This is a genomic window from Mycetocola tolaasinivorans (genome assembly GCF_003667565.1).
Taxonomy (GTDB): domain Bacteria; phylum Actinomycetota; class Actinomycetes; order Actinomycetales; family Microbacteriaceae; genus Mycetocola; species Mycetocola tolaasinivorans.
On the sequence record NZ_RCUX01000004.1, the window covers coordinates 154,572 to 174,070 of the forward strand.

Below are 19,499 nucleotides of genomic sequence, written 5' to 3' on the forward strand. Positions count from 1 at the left end.
GGCGAGTGATGCCTACTTCTGGTTCAGGATGGCCTGAGCGTCGGAGTTTGCCTGCTTCAGCAGGGCGTCGATGTCCGCGTTCTTATCCGTGAGTACTGCCTGGACCACCGGCGACAGGATGCCGTAGATGTCCTGGGTGCTCTTGGTGGGCTCGATCTCCAGCGGCTGGTCGAAGATCCGCGAGGTGAACGGTGCCACGGCCTCCTGGGGTACGTTGATGTACTCCTTGATCCACTCACGCGACTGATCCAGGGTGGCCTTGTCGAAGATCGGCAGGGCCGGGGTACCGACGGCCTGGTTGGCGGCGGCGAGGGTCTTCGCGTCGGTGACGGCGGCATCCTTGTCGAGGTACTTCTGCAGGTAGTAGAAGTTGATCCACTTGATCGCGGCCTTCTTCTGCTCCTCGGTAGCCTTACCGTTCACGACCGAGAGGGTACCTCCACCGAGTACGGCGGCGTTGCTGCCCTCGAGGGGCAGGGTGGTGATGCCGTAGTGCGAGGGGTCCATCTGGTTCTCGCGGATGAGGGCGGTGTAGAGGTCGCTACCACCGGTGAACATACCGATCTGGCCGGAGGCGAACGCCTTGTTGATGGTGCCCCAGTCATACAGGAAGTTCGACCCCATGGAGTTGTCTTCCCAGCGCAGCTCCTTGAGGAACTCCAGCGACTTCTTGGTCGCCGGGTTGTCGAGGGTTGCGGTGACCTTGTCGCCGTCGATGGTCTGCATGCGGCCGCCGTGGGCGTAGGTCGCCACGGTGGTCTGCCATCCACCGGTGGCACCCTGGGTCATCTGCATGTAGCCGGCCTGGCCGGTCTTCTCCGAGATGGTCTTGGCCGCGGCGCGGACCTCATCCCAGGTTGTCGGCGGCTTGTCCGGGTCGAGTCCGGCCTGCTTGAACAGGTCGCGGTTGTACTGCAGACCGTTTCCGTATGCCTCGCGGGGAACGGCGAAGATGTGGCCCTTATCGTCGGTACCGGCCTGGAACACGTTCTGGTTGAACTTGTCGTAGAACGGCAGCGCCTTGACCTCTTCGGTGATGTCGGCGAGCTGGCCGTTCTCGATCAGGGTCTGACCGTCGGTGAACGGGATGGTGTAGACGATCGGCAGGGTGCCACCGGCGAGCAGCGCGGGGAAGGTGTCGGCCTTCCACTCGTACTCGACCGGCTTGATCTTGATGTCCTTGTTCGCGGCCTCGAACTGCTTGACCTGTTCGTTGAACGCGTCAAATGCTGCCTGCTCGGTACCGGGAATGAGGCTGACAACCGAGAGCTCGACCTGTCCGCCTTCGGACCCGCCGTCTCCGGGCTTTGCTCCGTTAGAACAACCGGCCAGCAGGCCGAGTGTTGCAATGGCGGAGACCGTAACGATCAACGCCTTCTTGGGTGACTTCATTGTCATTACCTTTCGTTGTGATTAGTGGTTGGTGGTGCGGGAGTGGTGCTGTGCGAGCCGAAGCCACACGGTGGTGTCACTGGCCAGCAGGCCATCGACGAGGGGAGAACTGGCGAGCAGCAGCTGTGCTCCGGCCGGAAGCGCGAACGGGGTCGCGGAGAAGTTGGTGACGCTGATGAAGCCGTCGGCCCGGGCAAAGGCGATCACCTCGGGGCCGAAGCCCGGGTGGTCCTCCTCGGTGAGCCAGCGGAACGGGCCGTCACCCAGGGCGGCATCACGGCCGCGGAACTCGAGCATCCGTCGGTAGAGCGACAGCATGGACTCGGGATCCTTTAGCTGAGCTTCGACCGTGTAGGTGTTCCAGTCTGCGGGCTGCGAGAGCCAGGTAGGGGTGGCGGAACCCTCGGGCTCAAAGCCGAACGGGGCTTCCTGACCGGACCACGGCAGCGGCACGCGGCAGCCATCGCGGCCGGGGTCGATGCCGTTGGACCGGAAGAACATTGGGTCCTGACGCTCCTCATCGGGGAGGTCCTCCACCTCGGGCAGGCCGAGTTCGTCGCCCTGGTAGATGTAGAGCGATCCGGGCAGGGCCGCGGTGAGCAGGGCCGCCGCACGGGCCCGACGGGTGCCGAGAGCGAGGTCGGTGGGGGTGCCGCGGCGCTTCTTCAGGAACTCGAAGGAGGAGTCCTCGCGGCCGTAGCGGGTAACCACGCGGGTCACGTCGTGGTTCGAGAGCACCCAGGTGCACGGTGCACCCACGGGGGCGTGGGCGTCGCGCATCAGGTTGATCGAGGCTCGCAGCTCGCTGGCCTTCCACTGCCGAGCCATGAAGTCGAAGTTGAATGCGGTGTGCATCTCGTCCGGGCGCAGGTAGGCGGCGAAGCGTTCTGCATCGGGCAGCCAGATCTCACCGATCAGGGCGCGGCCGCCGAGGGGGGCGCGGTCGCGGAACTCCTCGGCCACGCGGCGCCAGCCGCGGTAGATGGTGTGCAGCTCATCGCGGTCGGTGTTGGGGTGCTCACCGGGGCCTGGGTTTTCCGGAACCTCGGGCAGCGCCGGGTCCTTCACCAGCAGTGCGGCGGAGTCGATGCGGATACCCGCGACGCCGCGTTCGAACCAGAAGCGCAGTATATCCTCGTGCTCCTGGACCACCTCGGGGTGGGACCAGTTGAGGTCGGGCTGGCGCGGGTCGAACAGGTGCAGGAACCATTCCCCGGGGGTGCCGTCATCATTGGTGAGGCGGGTCCAGGTGGGACCGGAGAAGTTGTTGGGCCAGTGCGTGGGCGGCTCATCGCCGTTTTCACCGAGGCCCGGGTGGAACCAGAAGCGAGCGCGCTCGGGGGAGCCGGGCTCGGCCGCGAGGGCCTGCTGGAACCAGCGGTGGGCCGCGGAAACGTGGTTCGGAACCACATCCACGATGGTGCGGATCCCGAGCTCGAGTGCCTCGCTGATCAGCGCCTCAGCCTCGGCGAGATCGCCGAACGCCGGGTCAATCGCGCGGTAGTCGGCCACGTCGTAGCCGCCATCGGCCAGCGGGGACTCGTACCACGGGGTGTACCAGATGGCGTTGATGCCGAGTTCCTTCAGGTACGGCAGGCGCTGGCGAACTCCACGGAGGTCGCCGGTGCCATCGCCGTTTCCGTCGGCAAAGGACCGGGGGTAAATCTGATAGATCGTGTCACCGCGCCACCACGAGTTGGGGGAGGGGGTGAGTACGGTGCCGAAGGCGTCCGAGGACGCGACGGAGGTGTCCGCGCCGACGGTGTCGGGGGAGTCGACCTGAGCGGTCGGAGAGTGTTCAACGGTTCTGGACAACCCAGCGCCTCTGTTTCCTGTGCGTATTCCGTGGCGTCACTCGTTTTCCGAAAGGGCAGGAACCCGACCAACGCCGTTGTTGAAACCTAAATGTAGGGGAACTGACAGATTCACGCAAGAACAACACAGAACGTAAGAAATTTACGTATTTTTACTCTCGCTTGCGTGCAATCCGCGCTCGGACGGGCGCCGTAGAGCCGCGAACCACGAGTTCCGGCTCAAACAGGAACTCATCCCGGGTCGCGGAATCCTCGCCAATCTGGCGTAGCAGGAGCTCCACCACCATGCGTCCCATGGTCTCGATGGGCTGGCGGATCGTGGTCAGCGGCGGTTCGACGGCGTTCATCAGTGCCGAGTCGTCGTAGCCCACGACCGAGACGTCGGCGGGCACGCTGAGCCCGGCCCGACGCACCGCCCGGATCGCCCCGAGTGCCAGCAGATCGCTCGCACACACAAACGCGGTGGCCTCGGTGTCCTGTAGCAGGCGCGTAGCCGCGACCTGGCCGGCCTCGAGAGAGTAGAGCGAGTGGATCACGCGGTTGCCGGTAAAGTCCACCCCGTTTGTTGCACCCCAGCGCAGCGCCGTCTGGTATTTACGCTGAGACGGGACGTGATCACGCGGGCCGAGAATCAGGCCGATCTTGGTGTGGCCAAGCTGGTGCAGGTGCACGAGCGCCTGCTCCATCGCGACCGAATCGTCGCAGGAAACCGTGGCCACGTCGAGGCCGTCGGCCAGGGCGTTCACAAAGACGAACGGCAACCCGAGCTCGGTGAGGCGGCCGTAGTGTTCGTGACTCGCCTCGGTTTCGGCATACGCGCCGCCCGAAAAAACGACGCCCGAGACCCGCTGTGAGAGGAGCAGATCCACGTAGTCGGCCTCGGAAATACCGCCGGTGGTCTGCGTGCAGAGCACCGGGGTGTAGCCGTTTTGGGCGAGTGCGCCGGAGACCACCTCGGCAAATGCGGGAAAGATCGGGTTCTGGAGTTCGGGAAGGACGAGCCCCACCAGCCGGGCGCGCTCACCACGCAGACTGGACGGTCGCTCGTAACCGAGCACGTCGAGGGCGGTCAGTACGGCATTGCGCGTGGCCTCCGACACCCCCGGCTTTCCATTGAGGACGCGACTGACCGTCGCCTCACTCACGCCAACCTTGCGGGCTACCTCTGCGAGTCTTCGTGACATGCCGCAACACTAGCAATTTCTTGCATAAAAAAGTAAGTGTTTTGCGTCGATTTCTGAGTTTTGGGTGAATCGGGTGCCGATAGCGCCCCGAACCGGGGTGGAAACCCGGTGAAAAGAGGGCCGTGGTGCTGCTCGGGATCGGCGTGGCGCGATGCCTACGCAATGCTCTTTGGCGCGCAGGTTGTCAGAAACTCGATCAGCTCGGTGGCGCTATCGGTGGTGAAGAGGGTGTCGAGGGCGACATTGAACTCCTCGCTGCGTGCGTAGGGAACACTCACCGGCTCGTAGCCCGCGTGTAGGAGCGCGCCCGTCATCATGATTCGCGCCGTGCGCTTATTGCCATCGAAGTAGAACTGCGACCGGGTGGCCGAGGCAAAGTAGACCAGTGCCGCCGCGCGAGGGTCCGGCAGGGCGCCGACCGCGGCGAGCAGGTTCTGGTGGTCGGTGATCAGTCGTTCGCCCGCGGCACCCGCGGGGTCGCCGCCGATGGTTCCGCCGCCGGCAAGGCGCACGGAACCCCCGCCCACAACCGTTCCCTCGCCGCGAAAAGCTCCCGCCTCGATGGCCTCGTGCCGCGCGATTGCGGCGTGCACCCGATCGGAGAGCTCCTTGGTCAGGGCAAAGGTGCCTGCTCGCACCTCGCCGACCATGATGTCCATCCCCTCGCTGAGGGCGAGAATCTGATCGGCCTCCGCCTGGCGCTTACCGCCGACGGTGACTCCCTCAAGGAGGGTGCGCACCTGGGGAAGCGTGAAGGTGTTGCCCTCGAGGGCCGCTGCGTTCCAGATCAGCGTCGGCAGTGACTTCTGTAGCCGGAAGAGCGCGCGCCCGGGGTCGGAGGCGGGAATGAGATCGAAGGAGATTGCGTCGGGTTCCCAGGTGATGCGCCCGGTGCTGATCGGTGCCGACGGATGAGGCGTTGGGTGCGGCGCCGGATGGGGCCTCCACAGCGCGCGCTCGGAACCACTCGGAGAGCTGCCCCCGTGGTGTGAGCCGTGAGCGCGACGGCGGAGAAACTCGCTCGAATCGTACCCCCAAGCGGGTGCAGAGAGCGCGGCGACGTATCGATCACCCGTGGCGTCCCCCGGGGGAAGCGGTGTGTCCACCGGGCTCACCACCCCTCCGTGATGAGTGCTGCACGCTCGGTAAAGCCGAGCCCATGGAGGTCCAGTGCCGCCTGGATCGGGGAGACGATTCGGAGCCCCGGGAGCTCTGCCGAAACCGAATCGATGAGGTAGTCGGGCGGTGTCGGGGCGATGATCACGCCGGCCGGTTGAAAGTGAGCGTCCTCGTGCAGGGTCTCTCCGATGCGCGCGGCGACGCCCTCGGCATCCGTCGTCCAGAGAACCGTGGGGCCGAGCGTGTGGCCGCCCAGGTAGAGGTCGGCTACCGGAACGCCGGACAGCGCGTAGTCGCCGTGGCCCGAGGACGCCGCCAACCCCAGCAGCTTGAGGAAGCGCTCATGGGTGAAACCGGGTCGCGGGCGAAAATAGCGCGCACCGGCTCGATGCTGGGGGGCAGAGGCCCGTCCCGCGACCGCCAGGATCTCATCGGGCGTGTGTGCATTCCAGCGGTCGAACCGCGCGATCCATGCGCGAACCTCCGGGTGGGCCAGAAGCAGCGTCGCGGTATCGGCTGATCGCGAGTCTGTTGCATGCGCAGAATCTGCCAAGCTTACCGAGCCTACGGCCACGTCCGGCGCGGCCGGCAGGTGCGCGCGAAATGCCGGATCGAGAAGCGCCCGGGCGGCCAGCGCAGCGAGGGGATCGCTCGTGGGCACGAGGCTCACACTGATGTCATAGCCGGCGGCGAGGGCAAACTCCCGCAGCGTCGCGATACCGGGGGAGGATGCGCCGTCTCGCACGCGCTGCACGGTCATACGCGAGAGCCCGGTGGCGCGCGCCGTTTCGCTCGGGGTTTTGCCGAGTTCGCGAATGAGCGCATCGATGTCCATGCCCTACGGTAACACCCCTGTGGCAGGTGTAACAAGAATGTTGCAGCGAGCGGTGTGGGCTCCGGAACGCACCGCGATTCGTCCCGATTAGGCGGGGTGCGGGCCGCCGGCGAGGATCGGGTCGCGGTCAAAGACCGGGAGGGCCTCGGTGCGCACGACGGACTCCGGTGCCTGAGCGTAGACGGCCGCGGCCGCGAGGGTGCGCAGCAGGGCGTCCTCATTTTCGGCAAGGGCGAGGCCAACGAGCACTCGAATCGCCGAGTCGGGCAGGTCGCAGCGGGAGAGGTCTCTCAGGGCCCACACGCGCACGTCGTCATCGGGGTCGCGATTGGCGATGCCGGCGAGGATCTCACCGATGAGGTTGCGGGCGGCGTCCAGCTCCTCATCAAAGAGACGGCCGGGTTCCTCGCCATCGATAGCGGCGATAAGGCCGAGCGAGCGAATGGCCTCGGCGCGCACCATGGGATCCTGAGCGGTGTCTTCGAGTACCTCAATCAGGAAGTCAACCCGCGCGCGGTCTGCCCCCGCCTCGCAGCCGCGCAGGAGCCTGGCACGGCGTTCGGGGTCGGCGTTGCGGAAGGCATCGATCAGATCCACGGTGGCGGTCATGCCTCCATTCTGCGCCCTTCACCACGGAGATGCCAGGGTTACGGACAAACCGGACCGATATGGTGTGCCGAGTCCGAGGGGCGTAAACGGCGATCGCCGCCCCCACCAACCGGTGGAAGCGGCGATACGGGCCGTGAGGCGTTTGGATTTAGCCATTCGGCTTCTTAGCCATTCAGCTTCTTAACCATTCAGGCGCGCGATCCAGGCCTCAACCTCATCCGCGGTGCGCGGGATGTGGGCCGAGAGGTTTTCGGCACCGTCGGCGGTGACCAGGATGTCATCCTCGATGCGGACACCGATTCCGCGGAACTCCTCGGGAACGGTGAGGTCATCCTTCTGGAAGTAGAGGCCGGGCTCGATGGTGAAGACCATGCCCTCCTCAACGATGCCCTCGTGGTAGAAGTCGCGGCGAGCCTGGGCGCAGTCGTGCACGTCGATGCCGAGGTGGTGGCTCGTGCCGTGCACCATGTAGCGGCGGTGGAACTGGTTCTCCGGCAGCAGGGATTCCGCGGCCGAGACCGGCAGGAAGCCCCACTCGGCGGTGCGGGCGGCGATGACCTCCATTGCGGCGGCGTGCAGCTCCTTGAAGACGATGCCCGGGCGGGCGATGGCGAGCGCGGCGTCGGCGGCCTCACGCACGGCCTCGTAGACCTTGCGCTGCACGTCGGTGAAGGTACCGTTGATCGGCAGCGTGCGGGTGATGTCGGCGGTGTAGAGGCTCTCGACCTCGACGCCGGCGTCTACCAGGATCAGGTCGCCCGGCACAACCGCACCGTCGTTGCGGGTCCAGTGCAGGATGCAGGCGTGCGAGCCGGAGGCCGCGATGGTGTCGTAACCGACGGTGTTGCCGTGCTCGCGTGCGTGGGCGTTGAACACGCCCTCCACCACGCGCTCGCCACGCGGGGAGGCGATGATGCGGGGCAGCTCGGCGAGGAAGGCGTCAAAACCACCGGCGGTGGCGTTCACGGCCTTGCGCATTTCCTCGATCTCGAAGGCGTCCTTGACCAGGCGCAGCTCGGAGACGAAGCGGGTGAGCTCCTCATCGTGGTCGATGCGGAGGTCGGAATCGGTGGCGACGAACTCGTCGAGGTGCGCGGTGTCGAGTGCGAGGTCGGCGGCGACCTGCACCAGCGAGGGGCGCGGGCCGATCCAGAACTCGCCGATGGCGTGGTTCGCGTAGAACTCATCGGAGTCGCGGCCGGCACGCTCGCGGAAGTAGAGGGTGGTTTCGTGGCCATCGCCTGCGGGTTCGAAAACGAGTACGGCACCGGGCTCGGAGTCGGCACCCCAGCCGGTGAGGTGGGCAAACGCCGAGTGGGCGCGGTACGGGTAGTCGGTGTCGTTCGAGCGCTGCTTCGGCTCGCCCGCCTCGATCACCACGCGGCGGCCCGGGAATGCGGCACTCACCGCGGCGCGACGCTCAAACGCGAACGCGGCCTGGGCGCGCGTTTCGGGGAGCTCATCCCGGCGATCGGCCCACTGGGTCCCGATGTAATCCTGGAAGCGGTCCGATGCGGGGGTGGTGGATCGGGCGTCCGTGGTCTCTTCGCTGCTCGTGTTCATGCCTACCATTCTGCCACCAGCCGGGCCCCTTCGGGACAGCCCGTCCCAGCCAAACGGGTGACACGCTGGCGGATGTCGCGTATACCGACTCGAATGGGGCCCGTGGAGCGTCGGTTGTTAGTCGGCGGTGGCGGGAACCATACGCACGGTAATGGGGCGGTGGTCACTGCCCGCCTCGTCAAACTCGGAGTGTACGGTCATCCCGGTGAAGTTCCACACCGGGGTCGCAAACACGTGGTCGATTGGGGCACCGAGGAACGCGGGAAGCTTGGTGGGCCAGGTGCCGAGGGCAGCGGAGCGTGTGGCGAGGCCGGCATCCAGGCAGCGGCCGAGGGTGGCACCGGGGCCGATGCCCATTCCGGCGATGCTGTCCAGCGTCGCATTGAAATCGCCGGCGATGATGACGTTTTCAGCGTCGCACTGGGCGGCAAGCCAGGCGAGGTCATCCCGCCAGTTGTGCATCTGCGGTTTCGAGGGGGAGACCGCGTGACTTGCGATGATGGTTGGGCCGGTACCGTTGGCGGGGTAGAGGACGACGCTGGGCACCACCAGGGTGTTCTGATCGCCCAGGCCATTGCTTGCGGCCTGGGTGTACTTCCCGAGGCGGGTCGAGACCAACACCGTCGTTGCGCTGATCGCTCCGCCAGAATTGAATGTTTGGGTGTACACGCCCATGGGCTTCCCGGCGGCCTTCATCGCACCCGCGACCGCGTCACCGTGGGTACGGGGTGCCTCCGGCAGAGCCACGATGTCCGCGTTGGAATCCAGCGCGAGCTTCGCGATGGTCTCGGGGTTTACCGCCGTGCCGAGGGTGTTCCAGCTCAGGACGGTGACCGACTGATCCGTCGGCTCTGGCAGCGAGGTCTGGTCGAATCCGCGGTACAGCAGAATGCCACCGTTTGCCAGGGCTGCCAGGAACATGACGATGGCCATTCCTCCGGCAAAACCGCGCAGCGGACGGATGATTCCAATGAACAGGAGCAACACCAGGGCCGCGATGCAGCATGCGGTGAGGAGCCCGCGCATGGCGGTGACCTGCGCCACCCACATCGTAGTCTGGAGCCCGAAGAGCGGGGGCCAGGTCACGATGAGAAGGACCAGTGCTACCGCGAGGGTGAGGAGTGCGCCGAGGAACTTGAACATGACCGAGTCAGGATATCTGTCGAAAACTGTGAGTTCCCGAGAGGAACCTGAGCGTGCGGCCTAGACTTGTGCGTATGCCCCTTGATTTGCCCCTTCGTGGCCCCGCCGATCTCCACACCCACTCTCGGGTTTCCGACGGCACCGAAAGCCCCGCGGAGCTGGTGAGGGCGGCGGCCGCCGCGGGTTTGGGTACGGTCGCACTGACCGATCACGACACCACCGCGGGCTGGCCCGAGGCAATGGTCGCGGCCCCTGAAGTGGGGGTGAACCTGATTCCGGGTATGGAGCTGAGCACCCGCCACCACGGCATGAGCGTGCACATGCTCGCCTACCTGTTCGACCCGACCAATCCCGAGATCATGGCCGAGACCGAGCGCATCCGTGTGGCTCGCAAAACCCGTGCCGCCGAGATCGTGCAGAATATCGGGGTGGACTATGCGATTACCTGGGAGGACGTCCTCGAGCAGACCACTCCGGGTGCCTCGATCGGCCGCCCACACATCGCCGATGCGCTGGTTGCCCGGGGCTTCTCCACCGATCGCAGCGCGGCGTTCGCCACCATTCTGCACCCGCGCAGCGGCTACATCATTCCGCTGTACGCCCCGGATCCCCTCGTCGCGATCCGCATGATTCGTGCGGCCGGAGGCGTGCCGGTGATCGCACACCCCGCAACCGGCACCCGCGGTCGGCTGATGCCGGAGTCCGTGGTCGCGGAGATGGCCGAGGCCGGTCTGTTCGGGATGGAGATCGATCACCGCGAAAACACCCCCGAGGGCAAGGAGTGGCTGCGCGAGCTGGCGTCCCGCTATGATCTCGCGCTCACCGGATCGAGCGACTATCACGGGGCGGGCAAGCCCAACCGGCTGGGGGAGAACACCACCGCGCCCGACGTGGTCGAGGCCATCGTTGCCGAAGCGACCGGGTTCGCCCCGATTCGCGCCACCCGGTAGTGCAATAAAAACGCCCGCTCACCTCCGAGGAGGTGAGCGGGCGTTTTTCGTGAGCTATTCGGCTACGGGAGCGGCCTCGGCGGGTGCGCCCTCGCCGCGTCCACGGCCACCGCGCGAGCGGCGGCGACGACGCGGTGCGCCCTCACCATCCTGCGGGGCGGATGCCGAGACGGGTGCGCCCTCGACGGCGGTCACGCCGGCCGCGGGGCCTGCGGCGGCACCGCCACCGCGGGTGCGGCGACGCGGACGCGAGGAGCGCTCGCCCTCGTCTCCGCTGCGTGCGGCGCGATCGCCAGCCGGACGCTCGCCGGAGCGACCGCCGCCCTGACGCTCGCCACCGGCTCGGCCGTTGCCACGGGCGGCACCGCCCGAACGGGCAGATCCCTCACGGGGTGCGGCCGGTGCGGCGGGCTTCAAGCGGCCCTTGGTGCCCGCGGGAATGTTGAGGTCCTCAAACAGGTGCGGGGAGGACGAGTAGGTCTCGGTGGGCTCGGGCTGGCCGAACTCCAGCGCCCTGTTGATCAGGGCCCACTTGTGCAGGTCTTCCCAGTCCACGAAGGTGACGGCGATACCGGTCTTGCCGGCGCGGCCGGTGCGACCCACGCGGTGCAGGTAGGTCTTCTCGTCATCCGGGATGGTGTGGTTGATGACGTGGGTCACGTCGTCCACATCGATGCCGCGGGCGGCCACGTCGGTGGCGATCAGGACGTCCTTCTTACCGGCCTTGAACGAGGCCATGCCGCGCTCGCGCTGCTCCTGGCCGAGGTCGCCGTGGACGGCGGTGGCGTTGAAGCCGCGGTCGTTGAGCTCGTCCATCAGGCGGGCTGCGGCACGCTTCGTGCGGGTGAAGATCACGGTCTTGCCGCGACCCTCGGCCTGCAGGATGCGGGCGATGACCTCGTCCTTGTCGAGCGAGTGCGCGCGGTAGATGACGTGCTTGATGTTTGCCTGGGTCAGGCCCTCATCCGGGTCGCTCGCGCGAATGTGGATGGGCTTGGTCATGAAGCGGCGCGACAGCGCCACGATCGGTCCGGGCATGGTGGCCGAGAACAGCATGGTGTGGCGCTCGGCCGGGGTCTTGGAGAAGAGGCGCTCGATGTCGGCGAGGAAGCCGAGGTCAAGCATCTTGTCGGCCTCGTCGAGCACCATCTCCTGGATCTTGGAGAAGTCCAGCAGGCGCTGGTTGTTGAGGTCGATCAGGCGGCCGGGGGTTCCGACGATCACCTGGGCGCCGGCCTTGATCTCCTCGATCTGGCCCTCATAGGCCTTACCGCCGTAGATGGCGGCGATCTTGGTGGAGCGGTTGCTTGCGGCGAGCACGAGGTCTTCGTACACCTGAACCGCAAGCTCGCGGGTCGGGACGACGATCAGGGCCTTGACGCCCGGCTCGGGGTTGTCGCCGAGACGCTGCAGCACGGGCAGACCAAAACCGAAGGTCTTTCCGGTGCCGGTCTTTGCCTGGCCGATGATGTCCTGGCCGGCGATGGCCAGCGGGATGGTCTGTTCCTGGATGGGGAACGGCGCGGTAATTCCCTTACCGGCGAGGGCGTCCACCATGTCCTGGGCGACGCCGAGTTCAAGAAAAGTCACGATATTTATTGCCTGTCATGCAGTGATATTGGTCTACGCCGAGTGATTCTGCGTGCGGGCGTAGGGTCTCATTCCGATGATGAGACACACCCAGCTTACCGGGACGCGTAGACTGAGCACGTGATTTCCTGGTTTCGGCGGCGTGGCCCCTCCTCCAATGAGCCCACGGTGGTACTGCGCGCGAGCACCGTTCCCACCACTCGGGTGGACTTTGCCGAGCTTGCGTCGGACACCTCGGACTTCCTCGGGCAGGCCGCATACCTTCAGCTCGCGGTGTTCCAGCAGTACTCGGCGATCAGCCGAGATAGCGGCCGTTTGCTGACCACCGAGCTGATCGCGGGCCCGGCCGGGCTGGCGCTGCGGAAGCACCACGAACTCGTGCGCGAGATTCGACGCCGCGGGGAGGACCCGCAGGTTCTGATGTCGCCGTACGTTGTGGCTATTGATCGCCTGCTGGGCATCGCCCGCGGTGACTCGATCAACGAGGGTCTGCTCGGCCTGTACATTACCCAGGGTTTCCTGGATGACTTCTTCCGTGGTCTCGCGGCCCAGCTTCCCGCCGATCTCGCGGGCCGGATGGAGGCGCTGCTGAGCACCGACAACGGCTCGACCGTGGTTGTCGACATCCTGCGTGACGCCATCATCGAGGATCCCCGCCGCGCGCACCGCCTCGCGCTCAGCGGTCGCCGCCTCGTGGGGGACATCATCCTGGTGTGCCACGCGGCCCTGCGCCTCGAAACCGTGACCGCGGGAGCCGGTGCCGGCGACCATGCGGTCGCGAACACCGCCGAGCGGGTCGAGCCGGTCTTCACCGAGCTGATCGGCCGCCACACCCAGCGCATGGATGGGCTGGGTCTGACGGCCTAGCTCTGAGGTGTACGCTTCTAGAGTTTCACTGCCCCGATCTGCAACAGCATGCCGAGGATGTCCTCGCCAAACCAACCCTCGCTGATCTTTCCGTCTTTCACCGTATAGATTGCGATACCGAGCCACTCCGCGTGCACTCCGCTCGGTGCCGCTCCCATAAAGGTGCCGGTCTGGGTTCCGCTGTTGGTGAAGCGTACAACCACGCGGTTTCCCACGGTGAGGAGTTCACCGATTTCCAGGTGCATTCCGGTAAACGCATCGGAGGCGTTGGCCGCGGCAAACTCCTGGTACGCCGGGAGACCCTGAATGTCGCCCAGGCTTCCGCCGTGCCACTTCAGATCCTCTGCCCAGATTTCTGCGATGGCCGCGCTGTTACCGCCGTTGATCACCTCGGTGATGAACCGGCGAACGACGGACTCGGGGGAGGTGCTCAGTGAACCCAGGGGGTCTCGGTCGGCGTCGGTGGCGTCTTCGCGATCGGTCGATCGGCTGAGCTCCCGCCAGGATTCATCCCCCGCAGCAAGCTGTTCGGCGTAGCCGCGTGCGTTGGCGAGGGCATCAGAGCCGAGGAGAAGCCGCGTCGGAGGATTCTCGAGGTCTGCGACGCTCAAAACCGCGTCCGCGACCTTTCCGAGATCTGCCAGTGGGGTCAGCGCCCCGCTGGCGAGGACATCCCGGATGATGCCCACAGTGCCGGTATAGGGGGCTGAGACGCTGGGGACGCTCATTGAACTACCGGCCCAGTCGGTGGGCATGCCGCCGGGCTCAAGCGCGGTGACCGAGATTCCCAGCGGGGCCACTTCGGACGCGAGCACCTCCGTGAAGCCACTCACCGCCCACTTTGCCGTCTGGTAAGCGCCTAAGCCGGGAGTGGCAATACGCGACCCGACGGAGGAGACGTTGATGATTCGCCCCGTACCCTGGGCGCGCATGGCGGGCAGGACCGCCTGGGAGACCGAGACGGTGCCCATCAGGTTGGTGTCGATTTGGGCGCGGAAGGCACTCGGGGTTGTGTCTTCGATGGCCGCGAGATCCGCATAGCCGGCGTTGTTCACGACGACGTCCAGGTGCCCGAAACGGGCGAGTGCTCCCGCGACTGCGTCTGCAACCTGGGAGTCATTCGTCACATCCAGTGTGAGGGCGAGCGCTCGCTCGGGGTAGGCCGCAATAAGGTCCGCGAGGGTGTCCGTGTTGCGTGCAGTTGCAGCGACCGAGTCACCGCGGCTCAGCGCGGCCTCGGCGATCCGACGGCCAAGGCCGCGGGAGGTACCGGTGATGAACCAAACTTTTTCAGTCATGAGCTGTGTCCTTTGATGCGTAATTGATGGTTTCCACGCGTGGGGGCCTCAGATAGCGCGCGCGTAGGCTTTTTTGAGATGATCGCCAATCATCGTGATGGCTTCGCGGGCGACCTCGACGGGCTTCGCATGCGTGAAGGCGTGGTCCACCCCGGCAAATTCCCGGTGCGTCACCTCGGCTCCGAGGCGGGTGAGCTTCGCGGCGAGCGCATTTGACTCGTGTTTCAGGGTGTCAAGCTCCGCCGTTTCAATCAGCGTCGGTGGTAGCTCTGCGAGCCGGGGATGCAGGGCCGGTGAGGCGAGCGGCGTGGTCAGGTCGGCACCAACAAAGTAGGTCTTCCTGATGAGGGTCATGAGGCCATTACCTACGATCGGGTTCTTCTTCGCCGAGGTGCGTGCCTCATCCGGCATGCTCATGTCCGCAGCACCGTACTCGCTGGAGACCGCGAGCGGGACGTAATAGCCGTCATCGATTGCCATGAGCGCAACGTTGAGAGCAAGCTTTCCTCCGGCGCTGGCACCGCCCACCGTGACCCGGTCCTGATCCCATCCCTGTTCGTTGCCGTGTTCGTGAATCCAGCGAAATGCGTCGTAGCTCTCCTCCTCCTCAACCGGGAAACGTACCGCGGGTGCCGCGTCGTAGTCGGGAATGACGACGTAGCATCCAACCTCGGAGGCGAGATACTCGGCGACGTTGTCCTCCTGTTTTGGCGTCTTTAGGATGAAGCCTCCGCCGTGGGTAATGAGGTGTACGGGCGGGCGGTGCCCTGCCGCCAGCTGTGCCTGAATGTCGGCGGGGGTAGGTGAATACACCAGCGCGGAGATAGCGCCGTGACGAGTGGGGATCGTGATCGTTGTCGGTTTTGCGATTTTCTTCGTGGCAAACCGCAGGCGCGGAGAATTTACAAACAGCAGGCGCATGAGGGGGAACATGACCTGCATCCTGCGCGCCTGTCGGGCTGCCGACCGCTCAATCAGGGGATCGTACTTCACCATTTTTCACACGCTTTCTAACTAGTTGGTTGATTACAAAAACGATAACCCTGCGCATTGAATCTGTCAACTGGTTAGTTAGTTGGTATGCTGATGGCATGCAGAGAGACGCTGAAGCTACCCAGGCACGACTGCTCGCCGCTGCCCGAGCGGAGTTTGCTGAGCACGGCATTGCCGGGGCCAGAATTGACCGTATTGCGGCTCAGGCGAAAAGCAACAAGGCGCAGATCTACCACTACTTCGGAAGCAAGGATCAGCTGTTCGAGGCCGTGTTTGCTCAGATTGGGCGCGAGGTTGTCGAGGGCGTTCCGATCAACGTCGACGACCTCCCTGCGTATGCTGCGGCGCTCGCCCTGGGGAACGACGCGCACCCAGAAATCATGCGACTTGCTACCTGGCAGCGTCTCGAGCGAGGGGGGCAACCCCTACTGGGTGTTGCCTTGGAGAGTAATCGGGCAAAGATTGCCGCCATTGCGAAGGCTCAGGCCGACGGTCTCATCAGTACCCGCCACTCGGCGGAGGTTACGCTCGCGCTGGTTATTCACATGTCGGGTTTCTGGGCAACGATGCAGCCCGAGTTGAATTCAATTGTCGGTCCGCAGAGTCCTGAGGAGCGGGGAGAGGTCGTGCGCCAGGCGGTCGCGGATCTGCTCCGGCCCTAGCGTCATTCTCGCCCTTGACCTGGGTGTCAGTAATGCACCCTTTACTGACTCTTGATGCGTCTAGGTGTCAGTAAAATAACTATTACTGACATTTTTCTCCCTAAGCGTCGGTAATCGGGGATAGTGTGAGCCCATGAGTCGATACGCCCACACGCAGGTTTGGCCGCCACACGGGGTCGAGACGCTCCCATGGCGCCAGCAGTCGCGCGGCGGAACGCGGGCGGATCGAATGCTCAGCGAGGTTGACGCGAGCATTCCGCCGTTTATTCGCGAGTTGGACTATCTGCCGCCGTTGTCGGTGCTCATGGCGATGGAGCGCGCGCTCCTGGTCGTTGCACAGGCCGACACGGATGCCGAAGGGCATTCCGACGTGCTCAGCCACTTTATGGTGCGCTCGGAGTCGGTTGCATCATCAAAGATTGAACGCCTTGCGGCTTCGGCCGAGGACTACGCTCGAGCGCTCGGCGGGCAGAAGTCGAACTCCTCCGCGGTGAGCATGGTTGCGGCGTCAGCGGCGCTTCACGAACTCATTACCGATGTGGGTAATCGTGGTTCGTTTGTGGTCGATGATCTCCTTCGTGCTCACCACGCACTCATGGCACACGATTTGGCCGAGTCGGCAAATGCGGGCAGGTTTCGAGACATGCAGAACTGGATCGGCGGAAGCGATTTCGCCCCTCGGGATGCCCTCCACGTGCCCCCGGTGCCGGGGCGGGTGGAGGGTCTCATGGAAGACCTCATTCACTACCTGAACCGAGACGACATCCCCGTGATGGTGCAGGCCGCGATTGGCCACGCACAGTTCGAATCAATCCACGCGTTTACCGACGGAAATGGTCGAATTGGGCGCGCACTGGTCTCGGCGATTCTGCACCGCCGGGGTGTGACGCGCAACGCGGTGATTCCGCTCGCCAGTGGTTTGCTCGCCCGTCGAGATGACTACTTCACCGCACTCGGTGTCTATCGCCTCGGTGACCCCGCGCCACTGATCGATCTGTTTGCCCGCTCCGCTCAGGCCGCGGCCGAGTGTGCGCGAGAGACTATTTCGCGAATCACCTCGATGCCGCACGAATGGCAGGCGGAGCTGCGGCCCCGACTCGGATCGACGATGGAACTGCTGATTGACGCATTCTTCGACCACCCCGTGCTGAACACGGCCGAGATCGAGCACCTCACCGGCGCGTCCGAGAGGCAAGCATTTCGTGCGGTTGATCAGCTGGAGGCAGCCGGGTTCTTGCGGGAGGTCACCGGAAGAAAACGGAACCGAGTGTGGGTCGCATCCGAGGTGCTCGCCGAGCTCGACGATCTCGAACGGCGCATTCTGCGCCGAATGGCCGCGCTGGGTGCGGACGGCTGATCCGAGTTGTCTCGGTTGGGAGTTAGTCGCCCGAGACGCCCCTGAGGGCGCCGTTGATGGCCTCAATCTGGCGATGAAAGATCCGCTCCGAATTTCGCCAGTCGAGATGGTGGTTGACCTCCAGGGCAATGAGTCCGTGGAAGGAGCCCCACCACCCCAGGAACTCATCCAGTACATCGTCTCGCGAGAGGAGATCGGCGGGTTCGTATCCGTGAAGTTCGGCAAACGGCCGCGCGAGAACGTGCAGCATCTCGGACTGAGCGGAAACGGTCTCGCCGCTCTCGGGGGCGGAGTATCCGATGATCTGGTCGAAAAAAATGAGGTTGAACTCTCTCCGATGAGCGAGCGCCCACTGCCGGTAGGCCTGGGGGGCATCGCGCAATTGGCGTTCCACCGAGCTGTCGGGCGAATCGGGAAGGGCGTGCCGGAGGGCATCGGCGAGGGAGAGGGTGCAGCGCACGATGAGCTCGGTGATCAGATCGGTGAGGCTGGGGAAATAGGTGTAGATGGCGGGGGCGCTCATGCCGAGTGAGCGCCCAATGCCGCGCAGGCTGATTGCGGAAACCCCGCCCTCCCTAAGCTGGTGCAGCGCCTCGTCGACGATGCTGCCGTGCAGTTCGCGTCGATGCCTGATCCGTCGTGATTCCACTGCCTCTTCCATGGAAAAATCTTACACGTTAAAAATAATTAACGGTGTAAGGTTTATCTCATGACCGTGAAAACCATTGGTGTCACACTGGACTGCGTGGACGTAAAAACGGCCGCGGCTTTTTGGAAGGACGCCCTCGGCTATGACGAGCCAGCGCCCTATATAGAGGGCGCTCAGTTTCACGGGCTCCTGTCGCCGGGCGGGGGACTCCACCACCTCACTCTGCAGTTGGTGACGGAGCCCAAAGCGGGGAAGAACCGCGCCCACCTCGATGTTTTCACCGACGATCTCGATGCTGAAATTACTCGCCTTGTGAGCCTCGGAGCCTCGGTGTCTGCACGGCACGATGATGAGGGTGGATACCGCACCGCCGTGATGCTCGACCCCCTGGGCAATGAGTTCTGCATCGTGCAGGGGTGAGCCGGTGTGCGGGAGGAGTGAGTTCACTGCCGCGAGTACGAGAAGGCCGCTGTGAAGCCTGTGTGAAGTCGGAGCTGGTCCTTGCTGCCGAGTGGCGCTCGGCATATTCTTGAGACTATGTACGTGATGTACACACTGTACATATCGGAAGATTTGGAGTGCATCCCATGTCGATTGCTGCGGACTACCCCACCGTCTCCCAGGCACGCGCCCATCTCAAGGACGTGCTTGACTCTGTGGAAAACGGCCACACCGTCACGGTGAGCCGCGATGGCTTTATTTCCGCTGTCCTTCCCGCCGAGCGGCTGCGTGAGTATCTCTTCCGCATGGTGCAACCGAGGGTTCTCGTGACGAGCGAGGACGGCGTTGTCCTGGCATTGATGGAGGGTCGCCCATTTGTGTCAGATGGAGCGAGTGTTGACGAGGCTCTGAAAGACCTCATTCTCTCCCTTCGCGAATATGCCGAAGACTGGGAGGATCACCTCCAGGGGGCACCAAACCACGCCCAGAGTTGGGACCTTGTGCAGCTCACCAAGTTATCCACCGATGAGCAGCTTCGTGATTGGTTTGCACATGGCGGCGAATAGCGCGCACCCGCCTGCCGAGCGCCGCGACCACGCGCGATTTTGTGAGACCGAGGGGTGGGCGAAAACTCGCTCTGCCACGGGCAAACCCACTGGTCATCACGCCACCTTTGAGCTGGCGCTCTGGGACACCCGGATTCTGCGGACCCGGATATCGAGACCGGTCAATTCACAGCAGTACGCCCGCAGCATGTGGGCGCACATTCTGACCTCGCAACTTGACGTCACGGCGGCCGTGTTCTGGCGCTGTGTGCGAGAGGGGAAGCTCCCTGATCGCGGCGGTCCGTCGCCCGTGCTCGTGAAAAAAGCGGTCCCTCTCCACCTCGTTATCGCGCTGCGCGAGTTCGGTGTCGATGAAAACGACATCCTGGAACGTGACGCCGTGGGGGCCGCGGCACTCCTTGCCGCGAAATACCGCGAGCTGCACAACGAGTGAACTCCGTGCCCACGCCGAGCACCGTCGGGAGAGC

At 64.8% G+C, this 19,499-nt stretch carries 19 protein-coding genes; 7 read left to right on the plus strand and 12 right to left on the minus strand.

Going from position 1 to position 19,499, the window contains the following annotated elements; translation table 11 throughout:
* Positions 1-12: 12 nt before the first annotated feature.
* The 8 genes from D9V32_RS06165 to D9V32_RS06200 form a co-directional block, all read right to left on the minus strand.
* Positions 13-1,392, minus strand: a complete 1,380-nt coding sequence (locus tag D9V32_RS06165) for an ABC transporter substrate-binding protein (RefSeq protein WP_121648024.1) — start codon at positions 1,390-1,392, stop codon at positions 13-15.
* A 21-nt stretch (positions 1,393-1,413) separates the two neighbouring features.
* Positions 1,414-3,207 carry a glycoside hydrolase family 13 protein gene (locus D9V32_RS06170; RefSeq protein WP_121648025.1) on the minus strand — a complete coding sequence of 598 codons (1,794 nt, stop codon included), beginning with the start codon at positions 3,205-3,207 and terminating at the stop codon, positions 1,414-1,416.
* A gap of 151 nt (positions 3,208-3,358) precedes the next feature.
* Positions 3,359-4,390: a LacI family DNA-binding transcriptional regulator gene (locus D9V32_RS06175; protein ID WP_121648026.1), complete on the minus strand. Its 1,032-nt coding sequence runs from the start codon at positions 4,388-4,390 to the stop codon at positions 3,359-3,361.
* Between the two features lie 155 nt (positions 4,391-4,545).
* A complete protein-coding gene (locus tag D9V32_RS06180; protein WP_220700664.1) occupies positions 4,546-5,496 on the minus strand; it encodes a Fic family protein in 951 nt (316 codons plus the stop codon).
* A gap of 5 nt (positions 5,497-5,501) precedes the next feature.
* Positions 5,502-6,344 (minus strand): helix-turn-helix domain-containing protein, encoded by an 843-nt coding sequence (locus tag D9V32_RS06185; protein WP_121648027.1) that lies wholly within the window; start codon positions 6,342-6,344, stop codon positions 5,502-5,504.
* Between the two features lie 87 nt (positions 6,345-6,431).
* A complete protein-coding gene (locus tag D9V32_RS06190) occupies positions 6,432-6,953 on the minus strand; it encodes a hypothetical protein (RefSeq protein WP_121648028.1) in 522 nt (173 codons plus the stop codon).
* 180 nt (positions 6,954-7,133) lie between these two features.
* Positions 7,134-8,516, minus strand: coding sequence for an aminopeptidase P family protein (locus tag D9V32_RS06195; RefSeq protein WP_121648029.1), 1,383 nt, complete (start codon positions 8,514-8,516; stop codon positions 7,134-7,136).
* Between the two features lie 117 nt (positions 8,517-8,633).
* Complete coding sequence (locus D9V32_RS06200) at positions 8,634-9,659, minus strand: endonuclease/exonuclease/phosphatase family protein (RefSeq protein WP_121648030.1); 1,026 nt, start codon at positions 9,657-9,659, stop codon at positions 8,634-8,636.
* 74 nt (positions 9,660-9,733) lie between these two features.
* Between D9V32_RS06200 and D9V32_RS06205 the strand changes: the two genes are divergently transcribed.
* Entirely contained in the window at positions 9,734-10,609 is an 876-nt protein-coding gene (locus tag D9V32_RS06205) for a PHP domain-containing protein (RefSeq protein WP_121648031.1), read from the plus strand.
* Between the two features lie 54 nt (positions 10,610-10,663).
* On the opposite strand, the gene D9V32_RS06210 is transcribed toward D9V32_RS06205, so the two are convergent.
* Entirely contained in the window at positions 10,664-12,202 is a 1,539-nt protein-coding gene (locus D9V32_RS06210; protein WP_183086213.1) for a DEAD/DEAH box helicase, read from the minus strand.
* A gap of 117 nt (positions 12,203-12,319) precedes the next feature.
* On the opposite strand from D9V32_RS06210, the gene D9V32_RS06215 reads away from it, so the two are divergent.
* Entirely contained in the window at positions 12,320-13,066 is a 747-nt protein-coding gene (locus D9V32_RS06215; RefSeq protein WP_121648033.1) for a ferritin-like fold-containing protein, read from the plus strand.
* 17 nt (positions 13,067-13,083) lie between these two features.
* On the opposite strand, the gene D9V32_RS06220 is transcribed toward D9V32_RS06215, so the two are convergent.
* Both D9V32_RS06220 and D9V32_RS06225 read right to left on the minus strand, forming a co-directional pair.
* Positions 13,084-14,364: an SDR family NAD(P)-dependent oxidoreductase gene (locus D9V32_RS06220; RefSeq protein WP_121648034.1), complete on the minus strand. Its 1,281-nt coding sequence runs from the start codon at positions 14,362-14,364 to the stop codon at positions 13,084-13,086.
* Positions 14,365-14,412: 48 nt separating this feature from the next.
* Complete coding sequence (locus D9V32_RS06225; RefSeq protein WP_121648035.1) at positions 14,413-15,360, minus strand: alpha/beta hydrolase; 948 nt, start codon at positions 15,358-15,360, stop codon at positions 14,413-14,415.
* Positions 15,361-15,455: 95 nt separating this feature from the next.
* Between D9V32_RS06225 and D9V32_RS06230 the strand changes: the two genes are divergently transcribed.
* Both D9V32_RS06230 and D9V32_RS06235 read left to right on the plus strand, forming a co-directional pair.
* Positions 15,456-16,019 carry a TetR/AcrR family transcriptional regulator gene (locus tag D9V32_RS06230; RefSeq protein WP_121648036.1) on the plus strand — a complete coding sequence of 188 codons (564 nt, stop codon included), beginning with the start codon at positions 15,456-15,458 and terminating at the stop codon, positions 16,017-16,019.
* Positions 16,020-16,152: 133 nt separating this feature from the next.
* A complete protein-coding gene (locus D9V32_RS06235; protein WP_121648037.1) occupies positions 16,153-17,376 on the plus strand; it encodes a Fic family protein in 1,224 nt (407 codons plus the stop codon).
* Positions 17,377-17,398: 22 nt separating this feature from the next.
* On the opposite strand, the gene D9V32_RS06240 is transcribed toward D9V32_RS06235, so the two are convergent.
* Positions 17,399-18,037 carry a TetR/AcrR family transcriptional regulator gene (locus tag D9V32_RS06240; RefSeq protein ID WP_121648038.1) on the minus strand — a complete coding sequence of 213 codons (639 nt, stop codon included), beginning with the start codon at positions 18,035-18,037 and terminating at the stop codon, positions 17,399-17,401.
* Between the two features lie 48 nt (positions 18,038-18,085).
* Between D9V32_RS06240 and D9V32_RS06245 the strand changes: the two genes are divergently transcribed.
* From D9V32_RS06245 to D9V32_RS16025, 3 genes are all read left to right on the plus strand, one after another.
* The gene (locus D9V32_RS06245) at positions 18,086-18,445 is read left to right on the plus strand and encodes a VOC family protein (RefSeq protein ID WP_121648039.1); all 360 of its coding nucleotides are present in this window, start codon (positions 18,086-18,088) and stop codon (positions 18,443-18,445) included.
* Positions 18,446-18,612: 167 nt separating this feature from the next.
* The gene (locus tag D9V32_RS06250; RefSeq protein ID WP_121648040.1) at positions 18,613-19,032 is read left to right on the plus strand and encodes a type II toxin-antitoxin system prevent-host-death family antitoxin; all 420 of its coding nucleotides are present in this window, start codon (positions 18,613-18,615) and stop codon (positions 19,030-19,032) included.
* The gene (locus D9V32_RS16025) at positions 18,992-19,465 is read left to right on the plus strand and encodes a cytotoxic translational repressor of toxin-antitoxin stability system (RefSeq protein ID WP_147440414.1); all 474 of its coding nucleotides are present in this window, start codon (positions 18,992-18,994) and stop codon (positions 19,463-19,465) included. Before D9V32_RS06250 ends, D9V32_RS16025 begins: the two co-directional genes overlap by 41 nt.
* The last annotated feature ends 34 nt before the right edge of the window (positions 19,466-19,499 follow it).